Raw genomic sequence first — 15,428 nt, 5'->3', positions numbered from 1 at the left:
TCATCCCCGTGTGGGCGGCCGAGTTCGTCTCGTGACCGTGGCGAAGGGAGACTACAGCCGACAGTCGCGGTCTAGTCGGGCGCTTCGCCACCGAATCCTTTTGCCCTACGGTGGTGATGGGGGCGTATGACACTCGACAACTGGCTCGAACGGTACGACGAGCAAGATTGGAAGACCCAGTCCGAGGGGACGGTTCGCTACGCGCTGGTCGGACTGGGGTGGTGGACGACCGACGTGGCGATTCCGGCCATCGAGGCCTCGTCACTCTGCGAAGTGACGACGCTGGTGAGTAGTTCGAAAGAGAAAGCCGAGCGCATCGCCCAGACGAGCGACGTCGAGACCGGAATCACGTACGACGAGTTCCACGACGGTGTCGCCGCCGACGAGTACGACGTGGTGTACATCGCGACGCCGAACGCCTACCACCTCGAATACGCCGAGACGGCGGCGAGACTCGGCAAGGGCGTGCTCTGTGAGAAACCGATGGAGGCCGACGTCGAGCGCGCCGAGCGGATGGTCGACGCCTGCGACACGGCAGACGTTCCGTTGATGGTCGCCTATCGGATGCAGACAGAACCGGCGGTTCGCCGCGCCCGCGAACTCGTCGAGTCGGGGTTCATCGGCGACCCCGTGTACGTCTACGGCAACAACTCCCAGCCGTTGCTGGAGATGATCCCGGACCCCGACCAGTGGCGACTGAACCCCGACCTCACGGGCTACGGCACGTCGGTGATGGACCTCGGAATCTACTCCATCAACACGGCCCGTTTCCTCCTCGACCGAGACCCGCGTTCTGTCCAAGCCCAACTCTACTCCGAACACGAGGCGTTCGAGGGGTTGGACGACGAACGCGCCTCGTTCATGCTCGACTTCGGCGACGGGATACAGATGGTCTCGACGGCCTCACAGAACGCCCAACAGGACACGATGCTCCGGATAACCGGAACCGAGGGTCAGTTGGAGCTCAGTCCCGCGTTCCACGGTGAGTGTCAACTGCACGTAAAGAAGGGCGACCTCTCGGTCGACGTCGAACACACGGAACTGGACGAAGTCGACGAGATGGAGTACGAGTTCGACTACTTCGCCGACCGACTACTCGGCGACGCCGAGATTCATCCCGACGGCGAACACGGCCTCTTCGATATGACGGTCGTCGAGGCAATTCACCGGTCGGACGAGACGGGCGAACGGGTCGAAATCGAGACGCGTTAACGGTCTCGGAGGTCCGGCCTCAGCGTTCGGACGCGACGCTGTCGACGACACCGCGGAGGTAGCCGACGGTGAACGCACGCGCTCGATGTCGCCAGTCGTCGTCCCCGGCCATCTTCGGGACGTGGTCTGGAATCACGACGCCGTCGTAGCCGATGTCGTCGAGCGTCCGAACGACGTCGGCGGTGTGGAAGTTCCCCTCGTCGACGAACGTCTCGTGGAACTTCGGGACGGTCCCGACGACGTCGCGGAAGTGGATGAAGACGATGTCGTCGCGTTCACCGAAGCGTCTGAGCACTGCCTCGACGTCCTCGCCCATCTGTGAGAAACAACCGAGACAGAGCTTCAGGCCGTGGTTGTCGCTCGGCACGAGATCCATCGCCCGCTCGAAGTTCTCGACGTTGCGGAAGAGTCTCGGGATGCCACCCAACGACTCCAGCACCGGAGGGTCGACGGGGTGGAGCGCGAGTCGCACGCCCGCCTCCTCGGCGACCGGGAGGACGGTTTCGAGGAACCGCTCGTAGTTGTCCCAGAACTCTGCCTCGGTGTATGCCCTGTCGAGACCCGGTGCGAGCGCGTCGGGGTCGTCGAGTTCGTCGAGGTCGAAGGCGGTTCCGACCGCCTCACCGCGGAGCGTCACCGGTGTCGTTCGCATCGGGACGACGCCACGCGGGTTCCACTGGTAGCCGAGAATCGGGACCCCTGCTTCCCCGAGGTTCCGAATCAGCGTCGTGATCTGGTCGAGCGCCGTGTCGGCCCCGTCGCGACCGAACATGATGTCGCCGTAGAGCGAGTAGGGGAGCGACTGGATACCCGTCAGCGAGAGACCGGCCGCTTCGACTCGTTCGCGAGCGGTGACGAGTTCTTCGACCGTCGGAATCCTGTCGCGTCCGACGGCGAGCGTCTCCCCGCCGTCGCGGTCGTTGAAGTCGTCGGGTTCCTCCTCGACGTCGGCGTGGTCGACGAAGACGTCCGTCGCACCGAGTTGGCGGACGAACTGGAGTCGAGCATCGGCGAGCGAGCGGGTCCGGACACCGACGCGGACGTTCGAACCGGCCGCCGTTCCCGAGTCAGACGTGGGCTGTGTCATATTCGTATGACCGTCGAGCGGGGACAAAAAGCTCCGGTTCGGGGCTCGTCTCCGTGCGGTGAACGGGCGGACTCGAACGAACTCAGTCGTCGATGGCCGTCTCGCGCGGACCGAGGTACGTCGCTCGCTCGGCGTCGGTGTAGACGACGACTCGGTCGACGACGAGTCCGGGGTCGAGCGCCCACAGCCGGAGCGTGTGTGCTTCGGCGGCGTCGACGTCGTGTTCGGACGTGCCGATTGCAGCGCCGCGCAACACGTTCGCTTGCCACTCCGGGTGGTGTTCGTCGCCCTCCGGGTCGACAGAGACGACAGTTCGAGGACCGTCGTCGAACGCGACGGCGTACCGGAGGTCTCGATGGTCGTTCAGCGCCTGTGTGGGGAGACACTGCACGTCGACGGTCGCCGTCCCGTACGAGTCGAGTGCGACGTCGTATTCGAGACACGGAGCGGTGGCGCGTGAGTCGTGACTCGGAAAGCGCGTCGGCTCGGTGCACACGGTCGCCCCCGAGAGCCGACCGGGAGCGTCACAGGACACCCACCGCCCGGGCGACCCCGTCGTCGTCCGACTGGCGTGTTCGGCTTCGATGGCGACGACGCCGTCCACCTCGACGAAGTCTGCGGCTACGTCTCGCTCGGAGTCGTGTGTCGATCGGCTTGCCTCGACGCCGATTCGATACGTCGCACCCGCGCCAGTGACCGTTATCGTCCCCTTCTCCCGAGTTTCGAGCATCGCCTCCCAGTCGACGCTGATCCGGAGGCGACGTTCGTCGGCGACGGTCCCCGTCTCGTCGCCGAGGTCGATCCAGTCGTGACTCGTCGCCGCCGCCCATCCGAACGGTGTGTCACCGCGGTTGAACAGGTCGACGAAGTGCGTACGCTCGACGTCGGCGTGGAACGTCGGCAACTTCCCGTGGACTCCATCGGGCTCTGCGCCACCGTCGAGTGGGTGGCGACGTCCTTCGACGGCGACGCCGAGTGCCGAACCTTCGTTCGGTGTGACCCGGTCCACCTCGGGTGGGTCGAAGACGGGGAGGTCCCGCGGTGAGGCGCACATCATCCCGTCCCACTTACCGTCGAGCAGCGTCTCGTTGTAGTGGTCGGTCTCCGCTCGGATTCGGTCGTGCGCATCCAACGCGGCGTCGGCGTATCGGTTCGCACTCACACGCCCGTGGTCGGCGTAGAAGCGGCTTCGCGCCGCGTGGAGATACTTCTCGGACATCGCGGCGCTGCACCGCAGTTGGTACAGCACCAACTGGTAGAAACTCGGCTGTCGTGCCGCCGGGAGTGCATCGTAGACTGCTTCCGCCCGCTCGGCAAGGTCGGCGAACGCCCGCAGTCGACGGTGAGCCTCGTCGCCCGCGTGGGTGAAGCTGAACTCGGGGTCGCCGGGCTGTGTGTCGGGATACACTCTCGACCAACCCATGTGCTCGGGTTTACGGGCGAGCGAAAGTCGGTAGTACTCGGACAGGATGTCGGCAACCTCGCCGGCGTGGGCGTCGCCGAACTCACGGGCCGCCCAGTCGGACAGCCACGCGGTTGGTGACTCGTGACCACCGAGGTCGACGTCCCACGCGAGGTCGAGGAAGAACTCCAGTTCCTTCTCGGTCGGCTTGATGTCGCCGACGTTCACCACCCAGCACTCCCGCGCCCCGGCGTCGTACGCCTTCTGCATCTCCGTCGAGACGACGCCGAGCGGGACGCTCGACAGCCAGAGGTAGTCGTGTGGACGGCCCCAGTAGGAGAGGTGGTAGTAGACACCCGACCCGCCGGCTCGCGCCCGCTCTGTTTCGGTCGGGAGCTCACGGAGATAGCCGTGGCTATCGTCTGGCCACATCAGACAGACGTCGTCGGGGACGTCGAGCCCGCTCCGATAGAGGTCGAGGACCTCCTTGTACGGGCAGAACACCTGTGGAATCGCTTCGACTGGGCGGTCGTGCGTCGTCGCCAACAGCTGTCGCTGGTCGTCGAGGACCGCCTGAAGTAACTCGCGGGTCTCCGGTTCCGTGTCGCCGCCCGGCATCCCCGAGTCGTGGATGCCGCGCATCCCGAGCGTGAAGACGTTCTCGTACGCCGAGACCGACTCGACCCGTGTGCGCCAGTACTCCAGCACGCGGCCGCGGTTGGTCGCGTAGTTCCACTCGCCGAACGACTCCTCCCACTCGTCGACGTTGTTCCGGTGCATCGGCTCACAGTGTGAGGTCCCGACGACGATAGCGTACTGGTCGGCGATGTCGGCGTTCTCGGGGTAGCGGTAGAACGCCTTCGTCCCCGGATGCATCGCGGGCCAAACCGTGTTCGCCTTGAGTCGGAGCAGGAGTTCGAAAATCTTGGCGTAGGTCGTCGGCCCGAGTCCGGGTCGCTCGGCGGCCTCTTCCGGCGCAAACGTCTCGGACGCCCACGGTCGGAGGCCCCAGTCCTCGTCGTTGAGGAAGACTCCACGGTACGCGACCGATGGCGGGCCGTAGCGATACGTACCGGGTTCGACGACGACCGTCTCCTGACTGTCGGGAGCGACGTCCGCCCACCAGTACCACGGCGAGACACCGACCTGCTTCGACAGTTCGTAGACGCCGAACGCGGTTCCGCGTCGGTCGCTCCCGAGAATCAGGACGGCAGAACGAACGTTCGGAAGCGGGTCCTCGACCGTCTGAATGACGAAACTCTCTCGTTCGTCGGCTAACGCCTCGACGTCGACGCCGTCACAGTCGTCCAGACAGCGATGGATGCCCTCGGCGCTTCTGACCGTTCCGACGATAACGGCGATAGACGAGAGGTCGTCGAGTGTGGTGACGAGTTCGGGTCGATAGTCTGTGACTCGCTCGACGTCCGCTCGGAAATCTTCGGCGGCGATGTTCACGACGTCGGCGTCGCTCTCGTCGACGTATACGTCCGCTGTAACGCCGTCTGAGACGAGTTGCACTCCGTCAGAGACGGGAGTGTTGCTAATCATACACGCATCTCTCTCAGCGGGCACACAAAGCTTCTCCCTGTTCTCGGACCACCGGTCGTACAGCTCCGAGGTCAGAGACGACTCGTCGTCGAGTTCCGTCGGCTGTCGGCCGGACCGAAGCGGTACGACTACGAGACTACGGTGAAAATAGCGGGAAGGTAAAGCCATATGTCACCATCCCACATCGAGAGACGGGACGTGACCGACGAGAGCCATACCTTCGAGTGGTACCGAGACGGTGTCGAGCGACCTCTTTGGAGGCTCTTTTCGGCGTTTGGGACCGACCGACTCGGCTACTTCGGCGTCGGACTCTTCACGGGGCTGTTCGAGCGGTTGGCGTCGCTCGTCCCGCCGTTCGTCTTGGGTGTCGCTATCGACGCCGTGTTCACCCAGCAGACGGCGTATCAGTTGCCGTTCGTTCCCGAGGCGTGGATTCCCTCCGCGAGAATCGATCAACTATGGTTCTCGTTCGCGCTCATCTTCGGCTGTTTCGCGCTGACGGCGGTGCTCTCTACGGTCCGGATGCTCACGACGGACTACTACAGTCACCACCTGATGTACGTCGTGCGGACGAACACGTACGACAAACTGCAGCGGCTGGATATGGCCTTTTTCGACAACCAGCAGAAAGGCGAGCTGATGAGCATCCTCAACAACGATATCTCGAACTTCGAGCAGTTCTTCGACGACGCGCTCACGAGGGCGGTGCGAATCGTCACCGTGCTCGTCGGCATCACGGCGTTTCTGGTCTATCTCAACTGGCAACTCGCGGTCATCACACTTCTCGCCGTGCCGCTGCTCACGCTGTTCACCCTCTGGTTCATGCGCCGAGTGGAACCGGTCTACGACGCGATTCGCGGGAGCGTCGGCGCGATGAACACTCGATTGGAGAACAACCTCGGAGGTATCGACCTCATCAAGACGATGGCCACCGAACCCTACGAGTCCGAACGAGTCGCCGACGTCTCCTACCGCTACTTCGAGACGAACTGGGACCGAATCAAACTCGCCACGGTGTATCACCCCGGGAGTAGCCTGGTCACGAACGCCTCGTTCGCCGTGACGTTCCTCGTCGGCGGCTACTGGGTCGTCGTCGGGCCGCCTCCGTTGCTCTCGGGGACGCTCACCGTCGGCGCGCTGGTGACGTTCCTCTTCATGAGCCAGCGATTCACCGGCCCGCTCAAACAGATTGCGGTGTTCATCGAGCAGTACGAGAACGCCCGCGCCTCCGGGAAGCGCGTCGTCGGCCTGCAGGAGATGCCCGTCGGCGTCGACGACCCGCCGGACGCCCGAGACCTGACCGCTCCGGACGGACGCGTCGCGTACGACGACGTGACGTTCGGTTACGACGCGGGAGACGACCCCGTACTCACGGGCATCGACTTCGAAGTCGACCCTGGAGAGACGGTTGCGCTCGTCGGTCCCACGGGGGCCGGGAAGTCGACCGTCCTGCAACTGCTGATGCGGATGTACGACGTGGACGACGGACGTGTCGCACTCGACGGCCACGACGTCCGGACGCTCTCACTGTCGAGTCTCCGCGATGCCATCGGCTACGTGAGCCAGGAGAACTACCTCTTCGGCGGCACGATTCGCGAGAACATCACCTACGGGACGTTCGCCGTCGCCGAGGACGAGGCAGTCGTCGAAGCCGCGAAGGCGGCCGAAGCCCACGGGTTCATCACCGACCTGAGACACGGGTACGAGACGGAGGTCGGAGAGCAGGGCGTGAAGCTCTCGGGTGGCCAACGCCAGCGCATCGCCATCGCCCGCGTCATTCTCACGGACCCCGAAGTGCTCGTCTTCGACGAAGCGACGAGCGACGTCGACACCGAGACGGAGATGCTCATCCAACGGTCGCTAGATCGGATTACGGCCGACCGGACGACGTTTCTCATCGCTCACCGTCTCTCGACGGTGAAAGGGGCGGACACGATTCTCGTCTTAGAGAACGGTGAAATCGTCGAACGCGGGGACCACGAGGAGCTACTGCAGGCGGACGGACTGTACGCGAACCTCTGGAAGGTGCAGGCGGGCGAAGTCGACGACTTACCCGAGGCGTTCGTCGACCGAGTCGCGCGGTCGGACTGACAGCCTCACTCTAACTCTGCCAGTACGTCCTCCGGGGCCTCCGGATACGGCTTGCGGACCAACCGCCCCATGTCGATTTGCTGGTAGGGCGCACGACGAAGCCGTCCGTTCTCGACGAACTCGGTCTGTCCTTCGGCGGTCAGTTTCTCCACGAGTGCCGCCCGAAGAGCGGCCGTCTTCTCGGGAAACGCGTCGCTGCACTCGTCGAGTTCGTTGGGATCCGTCGAGAGGTCGAACAACTGCTCTCGGCCGCCGTTGCGCATGAAGACGTACTTCCAGTCTTCTTCTCGAACCATCGCGGTGAAGTTCGGCGGCAACCGTGGGGTACGGTGGTAGCCGAACAGCCGCTCACGCGGTTCGGCGTCGCCGCGTATCACGCCGAGGACGTCGACACCGTCCCGTAGATTCGGTTCTCCGGCGGCCGTCGTCGCGATTCCGAACAGGTCGGTCAGCGTGACGAGGTCGTCGCGCCGTTCTCCGCGCGGGAGTTCCGCCGGCCAACTCACGAGAAACGGGACGCGACACGACGACTCGAAGAACGACGACTTCTCCCATCCACGGTGGTCACCGAGAAGTTCGCCGTGGTCAGAGAAGAAACAGACGAGGGTGTTGTCACCGTCCTCGCGTCCCTCGACAGCGTCGATTAGACGGCCGATATGACGGTCGACTTCCGAAATCATCCCGTAGTAGTACGCTTTGATGACCCGGACGATCGTGTCGTCGATACCGCCGTCGCGTGTGGTCCAGAAGTGATCGTTCTGGGCTGGAATCTTCTCGTCCATGTGGTCGACGTCCGGGTCCCCTTTCACTGGGTTCGAGAGCCTGTCGGGGTCGTACATCCGGTCGAACGGTGCCGACGGTGCGAACGGCGGGTGCGGTGGTTCGTACGAGACGAGTCCGAAGAACGGCTCTTCGCTCTCTCGTTCGATACACTCGACCGCGCGGTCGGTCATCCACGCCTCGTAGTTCGAGTCTCTCGGAAGCGTATTCTGCTGGGGGAGATGCACCATCGCCCCTTGACGGGCAGTCGTCTTGACCTCGTGACCGGTGTCGGCTCTGTACGCTTCGACGCTGAGGCGAGTGTCGTAGCCGAGGTCGATATCACGAGGGTGGGCGTGGTACTTTCCGACGAGGAACGTCCGGTAGCCACGAGCACCCATCGCGCGTGCGAGGAAGGGACCACAGCGGTCTTCGAGGTGTGTCGCATCGCGTTTCTCGTTTCCGAGATAGCCAGTCGTCACCGCTTCACAGCCGGTTCGGATGGTGTGTCTAGCCGGAATACAGATCGGGTCCGCCGAGTAGGCGTTCGTGAACGAGACGCCTCGTCCGACGAGGCGGTCGATGTTCGGCGTGTAGATTCGGCTGTTACCGAGTGCCCGAATCGTGTCGAACCGCTGTTGGTCCGTCATCACGAACAGGACGTTAGGGCTGGCAGAACGCATCGTCCCCGCTTCGTATACCGAGAGCATAAAGACCAGTCACACTGCGGTACTTCGGCCGTCTCGCAGAAGTTGGGTCGCCCGAACGTCGCCGTCGCTATCGCCCCGTCGTCTACCTCGCGGCCCCTCCTCGAACACGGTTCCGTCGTCGAGCAGGTGGTGCGACGGCGAGTGAGCGTCGTTCAGTCGTCGGTCGAGACGAGTTCGATGTCGGGCATCGGTGGCTCTTCCATCTCGTGACCGAGGAAGTAACTCGGCCACGGTGGTTGGTTGTAACCCGCGTTCTGTCGCGCGATTCCGGTCCGGTACTGCGGATTGTGTAGCAGCGTGTACAGACGGTGGTCGGTCTCGTAGGGCGTGGCGTATAGACGCAACGCCTCGCTGTCTTCGCGACGCCAGAGCACTTCCTCACGCCAATCGCCGAGGATGTCGCCGGAGAGACAGGGGTTCCCCTTCGTCCAGTTGTTCGAGCGTGTCCCGTCGAACGTCTTCAATCGGTCGAGCGTTTCGGTCTCGGGGTTCCACTTCGCGAGGTTTCCGACGCCGTAGTTCTGCTCTGTGTTCCAGTCGTGGTCGAGTAACTCTCGATGGAGGTCACCGGTCCACCAGACCGCGGAGTTGATCGAACTGATCGGCTCTTCGCGGATCTGTTCGCCGTTCGCCGTCCACGTCCCGACACCGCCGGACGCCCACGCCTCGGCCCCTCTGTACGCGGGGTCGACGTCGGCGACCATCGCCCGACCCACGTCGTCTCCGTCGGCAGCCCAGATGTACTCACCCGTGGCCGCATCGCGCATCGACGCACTCGGCGCACCTTCGGGCGGGTACTCCGACGGAACGAATATCTCCAACCCTTCGCGGTCCGGGAGGAAGTCCCCACAGTGTTGCGCGTCGGGGTTGACCATCGTCGTCGTGTGCAGTCCGCTACCGTCGTGGTCGATGACCGCTCCACCGTAGACGATTTCGTCTTTTCCGTCGCCGTCGACGTCCGCCGTCGCGAGACTGTGTGCACCCTTCCCTTCGTACTCCGGATAGCCGTCCGTGCTGTCGAAGATCCAGCGAGAGGTGAGTTCGCCGTCGCGGAAGTCCCACGCCGCCAACATCGTCTTCGCGTAGTAGCCGCGCGTCATGACGATGCTCGGACGCTCGCCGTCGAGATACGCCGTTCCCGCGAGGAATCGGTCGACGCGATTTCCGTAGCAGTCTCCCCAGTCGCAGACGTCACCGCGTGCTGGTTCGAACGGCTTCGTCGCCAGTGCCTCACCCGTTTCTCCGTCGAAGACGGTGAGATACTCCGGCCCTTCGAGGACGTACCCGTTCTCGTTGGCGTAGTCTGCGTCCGGGTCTCCGATGACGGTTCCCGTCGCATCGGTGGTTCCGTCCGACGTTCTGACGGCGAGTTCGGCCTTTCCGTCGCCGTCGAAGTCGTACACTTGGAACGGCGTGTAGTGTGCACCAGCCCGGATGTTCTGTCCGAGATTGACGCGCCATAACTGTTCCCCCTCCATCGTGTACCCGTCGAGGAGGACGTCGCTCGTGTGGCCGGTCTGCGAGTTGTCTTTCGCGTTCGAAGGCGACCACTTCAGGACGATGTCGAGCGTCCCGTCGCCTGTGAGGTCGGCGACGCTCGCGTCGTTCGCGTGGTACGTGACCCTATCACCGTTCTCTCCTTCGACGGCGTCCGGTTTGTTCAGTGGAATCTCTTTGTACTGTTCGTCCCAGACCTCGACGGACTTCGACATCCCCGGCTTGGCGCTGTGGGTGCGCCCACCGCCTGTTTCGCCACCTGCTCGGCCGACGCCGACCGGTCGGACCGCGTACGTGGACTCTGTCGTTCCGTCACTATCGAGGTAGTTCGTGCTGTCGGTAATCGGCTTGTTGTTCACTCGGTCTCCGTCACGGAAGACGTGGAAGCCCAGATCAGTCGGCTCTGTACCGAACAGCCGCCACCGGACGAGAACCCCACCATCGACGGGAACTGCTACGACTCCCCGGTCGAGGGACTCCATCTGGCGCGTGGACGACCCGTTCTCTTCGGAGTTGCCGGGGCCAGTTGCCGTTACGGACCCGACAGCGCCCGTTGCGAGCGCTCCCGTTCCCACTGCAACACCACTCAAGAACTCGCGTCGATAACTTCGATACTGTCTGTCGTTCGAGTTTGTCATTGTCTCTCGAGCACCATCCGCTATTCTTAACTAACCAATATAAAATTATGGGCCAAACTTAAATGTATATTAGGGCCTTGTCGTCTCTCACTATCCTGAGACGAGAGCATACTTCTAGTCCGCTAAGTGCACCTCGACGTGCGCGGCCGCCGGTCGCTGTCGACGTACGTACGACATTACCGTACTCGTCTATCTCTGAATAGTTGTTCTGTGGTAGTCGAGAACGGTTGCCGAACTGACTGGCGAGATGCCGATTGGTGTTCGGTCGGTCGATAGCTATTGTATTCTCTCGGAAATACCTCGAATCTATCTGCGCTGTAAGCGACGAATCCCGCGTCAAACACCGCGGACTATCCGGAGATGCCGGACACGAATCACGCGAGGACAGTACTCTCCCTCCCGTCTCGACGAGTCGTCGCCAAGAACGTTTGCGACTCCCGAGGAGACGAAAGGCCGAGCGAGAGGCTCAGAACGCGCTGTCAGCGAACCCCCCGTCTACGGTGAGTACTTCGCCGGTCACGTAGGAAGCGGCGTCACTAGCCAGATAGACGGCTGCCCCGACCACTTCTTCGCGTTCGGCGACGCGACCGAGTGGCGTTCGGTCGTCTATCTTCGCTCGCTTCTCGGTTCCCTCGGCGTACGTTTCGGCGTTCTGTGGGGTGATGACGAACCCCGGTGCGATGGCGTTGACTCGAACCGACGGCGCGAGTTCCTTCGCCGACGCACGAGTGAACGCTTCTACACCGCCTTTGGCCGCCGAGTAAGCCGGAAGATTCGACATCGACAGTCGAGCGGCAAGCGAAGAGATGTTGATAATCGACCCGTTCTCGTCCATGCCCGGAACCATCGCTTGCGTGACGCGTCGCACACCGTCGAGAGCGACGTCGGTGACGAAGTCCCAGCTTTCGTCCTCGATCTCCAGAACCTCGTCGCGCGATATCGCCCCCTGCGAGGCGACAACGACGTCGATACCACCGAGCGTCTCGACGGCAGTCTCCCGAACGTCCTCTAACGAGGCGGCGTCCGTTACGTCGCACGTGACTCGGGTGGTGTTCGCCCCGCGTTCTTCGATGGCCGTCGCCGTCTCGTCGACGGCGCTCTCTCGTCTGCTGGTCGCGACGACGTCCGCACCCTCTGCTGCGAATCCGAGTGCGATTGCTTGTCCGATACCGCTGGTTCCCCCGATTACCACGGCCCGTTTGTCACTCACGGTGACGGGAGTGTGCTCGTACGAATCCATGGCAACTGTGTTACTGTGTGACTATATGATGCTTGTGGAAGCCGAACCGTACCGTTCTAACCATAGAACTATGACTCTTCAACGGGTCGAAACGCGTATGCGTGGATTAGCTAAGGTCCGACGGAGCCACGGAGCGATGGAGTTGGTCGACCGCACTCGTCCGGAACCCGCCGCCGACGAGGCACTAGTGGAAGTCGACTACGCTGGCCTCTGTGGCAGTGATGCAGGTATCTACGAGTTCGAGTCGGCGTTCGAGCGAATGAACCTCCCGACGGTCATTGGACACGAGTACGCAGGCCATGTGGTCGAAGTCGGAGACGACGTCACGAAGTTCGAAGTCGGAGACCGCGTCGTCGAACGACCGATACGCGGTTGTGGCGAGTGCTATCAGTGCAACGTTGGGGAGTCGAACGTCTGCCAGAACGCCGTCATTACCGGAGTTGACCACGACGGTGCCTACGAACAGTTCGTCGCCGTCCCGGAGGACGCGCTGCATCCGGTCCCTGACTCGGTCGACCAACAGCACGCTGCCGTGGTCGAACCGACGAGTATCGGGGCCCGAGCGGTCATCGAGAACTCCCGTGTCACGTCCGGCGATAGAGTCCTCGTCGAAGGGCCGGGGCCTATCGGACTGCTCACGGCACAGATTGCCGATTCGCAGGGTGGAACTGTCGTCGTCGCTGGTGTTGGACAAGATGGCTCCTACCGACTCCCTCTCGCGGAGGAACTCGGGTTCGAGACGATCAACGTCACCGAAGACGACGTGGACGCTCGTCGTGACGAACTGACCGACGGGGTCGGATACGACGTCGTCTTCGATACGACTGGCCACCCGTCCGGTCTCACGTCGGCGGCCGAAGCGGTCCGGAAAGGCGGCCAGATCGTTCTCGTCGGTCAAACGGGTGAGACGACGATGGAGTACTCTCCGCTCGTCAGAGCGGAAATCGACCTCCAGTGTTCCTACGCCTCGATGTACGAGGACTTCGAACGCTCGCTCAGACTCATCGACCGCGGCGACGTAGACGCCGAGACGTTCATCGACGACCGCTTCTCGCTACTTGACGCCGACGAAGCGTTCGAGGCGTTCGTCGCCGGCGAGACCTGTAAACCCGTCTTCGACGTCTCTGTCCTCCACGACTGAGCGAGTCACGTTTTTCACAGGCTATCGAACGTCGATGCCAACCAAATAGGCCGTTTGGCCACGTACCTAGGAGAGAGAGATACCTGCTACAGTCGACGGAGCTAGTTCTACGGTCAACCGACTCTCGTCTACCTCGACGTCGAGTTCTTCGGGTTCGTACTGGTGTGCGTTGCTGGCGTCGACCGTTACGTCCACGTCACGTCCCTCGAAGAGGACCGTCGCGTCGACAGTCGGTTCGTCGGTCGTACCCTCGAGGACGATTTCGACCGTCTGCGAATCACGGCAGTCGAGGTTCGTGAGGGTGACGTACGTTTCGTCGTCACCGACCGATGCAGAGGCGCCGACGAGCGGGAGTTCGTCGTCGTCCACTGCCCTGACGGGGGTGTCGACAGAGGTCCGGATGGCTTCGTTCCCCTTGTGTGGTGCATAGAGGTCGAAGACGTGGTACGTCGGCCGTGCCCACGCGTCGTCACCGTCGGTCTCGACCAGGCATTGGAGCACGTTGACCGTCTGTGCGATATTCGACATCGTCATCACGTCGCTGTGGTGGTTGAAGATGTCGAGGACGGCGGCCGCAGAGAGCGCGTCGAGGACGTTCCCCGGTTGTTCGAGTCCGTTTTCGGCGACCGCTTCCGGGTGCCAAGCCCCCCACTCGTCGATGATGACGCCGATATCTCGCGTTGTCGCGACAGCGTTGATTGCGGCGGCGATACGCTCGATGTGGCGGTCCATCTCGAGGGCGTCGACGAGGAACTGGTCGTACTGGTCCTCGTCGGCCTCTGCGACGCTCATCGTCCCGCCGTAGTAGTGGTGCAGCGTCAGGTGGTCGAGCGGGAAGTCTGCCCCCCACGCGTTGTTTCCGACCTCTTCCATGAACCGACGATTCCACTCGTGGTGCTCGAACCCACACGCGATGAGTTCGACGTCGTGGTCGAGCAGTAGGTTGTCCATCGACCCGACGTACGTCGCGAAGCGACGATACTCTCGTGCGTACTGTTCGGGAGACATGCGACCACCACAGCCCCAGTTCTCGTTACCGAGTCCCCAATAGCGAACCCCGTAGGGTTCGTCGTGGCCGTTCTCACGGCGCCGCTCGGCCAAGTCGGTGTCGCCGTCGTAGTTACAGTATTCGACCCAGTCGGCCGCCTCCTGTGGATCTCCCGACCCGACGTTCGCAGCGAGATACGCTTCCGTTCCGAGGTGTTCACACAGTTGGAGGAACTCGTCTGTCCCGAATGCGTTCGATTCTTCCGGCCGCTCTTCGGTTCCTTGCGCCCAGAAGAGGTTCCGACGTCGAGGCCGCTCTTCACGCGGTCCGACACCGTCTTCCCAGTGGTAGTCGTCGGCGAAACAGCCACCGGGCCATCGAAGTACCGGCATCTCCAGTTCTCTGAGGAGTGAGACCACGTCGTCGCGGTATCCGTTTTCTTCGGAACTCTCGTCTTCCCAGACTCCGTCGTAGATACATCGGCCGAGATGTTCGGCGAAGTGTCCGTGGATTTCGGGTTCGATTCTGTCGATTCTGGCCTCTGTGTGGACTGTCACACGGGAGTCACTCATACGTCTTAGCGTTGATAGCAGAGACGGCATAAGTGATTCGGTACCTGGGGCGTGCCAACATACCACGATGCCTGCAGACGGTTTCGAACTCTCTCACCAGAACTTCGTTCAAGTCGGTAGCCTCCAGTCACCGGGTGTACCATCGGTACTCCGGGTCCGGTGATACCGTACAAAGATTCGACCAGCGTCTACGTCGAATGTCCGAGTATCTTCTCTCTTCTCGATTCGAAGCGAGGTTTCGAAGCTCGCTTCGGCCTCGGCCGCAGTTGGATACACGACAACCGCGCTACTCTGATCGAGGTTCTGTGACGCCAGTAGTTCTCTGTGAGGTCGTTTCGGCGACAGCTGTCGGTCGAGATGCGTTCTCTATCTCAGAACTACACCGGTCTCCGGTTGGATTTCGTTACGTCACTACGTCTGTAATGAGCTGGAGAGAATCGAAGAGAGAACCGACCACACCGGCGATAAACCCGTTTTCGACGTTTCGGTGCTTCGCGCCTATCTGTACGAGCGGTGAACGCCGACAACCGTTCGGTGTCCTCC

9 protein-coding genes are annotated in these 15,428 nt (G+C 62.6%); 3 read left to right on the top strand and 6 right to left on the bottom strand.

The window, feature by feature from the left end; all coding sequences use genetic code 11:
• Window positions 1-126 precede the first annotated feature (126 nt).
• Window positions 127-1,212, top strand: a complete 1,086-nt coding sequence (gene gfo6, locus BM083_RS16625) for a D-xylose 1-dehydrogenase Gfo6 (protein WP_089870757.1) — start codon at window positions 127-129, stop codon at window positions 1,210-1,212.
• A gap of 19 nt (window positions 1,213-1,231) precedes the next feature.
• Here the strand turns inward: gfo6 and BM083_RS16620 are convergent, their stop codons facing one another.
• Entirely contained in the window at window positions 1,232-2,299 is a 1,068-nt protein-coding gene (locus tag BM083_RS16620) for a mannonate dehydratase (protein WP_089870754.1), read from the bottom strand.
• An 82-nt stretch (window positions 2,300-2,381) separates the two neighbouring features.
• Window positions 2,382-5,249 (bottom strand): glycosyl hydrolase 115 family protein, encoded by a 2,868-nt coding sequence (locus BM083_RS16615; protein WP_089870752.1) that lies wholly within the window; start codon window positions 5,247-5,249, stop codon window positions 2,382-2,384.
• A 168-nt stretch (window positions 5,250-5,417) separates the two neighbouring features.
• Here BM083_RS16615 and BM083_RS16610 point away from each other — a divergent pair, with 168 nt between their 5' ends.
• On the top strand, window positions 5,418-7,340 hold the full coding sequence (locus tag BM083_RS16610; RefSeq protein WP_089870750.1) for an ABC transporter ATP-binding protein: 1,923 nt from the start codon (window positions 5,418-5,420) through the stop codon (window positions 7,338-7,340).
• A 5-nt stretch (window positions 7,341-7,345) separates the two neighbouring features.
• Here BM083_RS16610 and BM083_RS16605 read toward each other — a convergent pair whose 3' ends face one another.
• From BM083_RS16605 to BM083_RS16595, 3 genes are all read right to left on the bottom strand, one after another.
• Window positions 7,346-8,782, bottom strand: coding sequence for a sulfatase family protein (locus BM083_RS16605; RefSeq protein ID WP_089870951.1), 1,437 nt, complete (start codon window positions 8,780-8,782; stop codon window positions 7,346-7,348).
• A 179-nt stretch (window positions 8,783-8,961) separates the two neighbouring features.
• Window positions 8,962-10,788 (bottom strand): rhamnogalacturonan lyase, encoded by a 1,827-nt coding sequence (locus BM083_RS16600; protein WP_089870949.1) that lies wholly within the window; start codon window positions 10,786-10,788, stop codon window positions 8,962-8,964.
• Between the two features lie 622 nt (window positions 10,789-11,410).
• Window positions 11,411-12,184 carry an SDR family NAD(P)-dependent oxidoreductase gene (locus BM083_RS16595; RefSeq protein ID WP_089870748.1) on the bottom strand — a complete coding sequence of 258 codons (774 nt, stop codon included), beginning with the start codon at window positions 12,182-12,184 and terminating at the stop codon, window positions 11,411-11,413.
• Window positions 12,185-12,281: 97 nt separating this feature from the next.
• Here BM083_RS16595 and BM083_RS16590 point away from each other — a divergent pair, with 97 nt between their 5' ends.
• Window positions 12,282-13,325 (top strand): zinc-dependent alcohol dehydrogenase, encoded by a 1,044-nt coding sequence (locus tag BM083_RS16590; RefSeq protein WP_089870947.1) that lies wholly within the window; start codon window positions 12,282-12,284, stop codon window positions 13,323-13,325.
• 66 nt (window positions 13,326-13,391) lie between these two features.
• Here BM083_RS16590 and BM083_RS16585 read toward each other — a convergent pair whose 3' ends face one another.
• Complete coding sequence (locus tag BM083_RS16585; protein ID WP_089870746.1) at window positions 13,392-14,885, bottom strand: alpha-N-arabinofuranosidase; 1,494 nt, start codon at window positions 14,883-14,885, stop codon at window positions 13,392-13,394.
• Window positions 14,886-15,428: the final 543 nt, after the last annotated feature.

Origin of the sequence: Halogranum rubrum, from assembly GCF_900114455.1 — an archaeon.
GTDB lineage: Archaea > Halobacteriota > Halobacteria > Halobacteriales > Haloferacaceae > Halogranum > Halogranum rubrum.
Note: the sequence above shows the minus strand (reverse complement) of the source record. Positions and strands in the feature narration are given on the sequence as shown.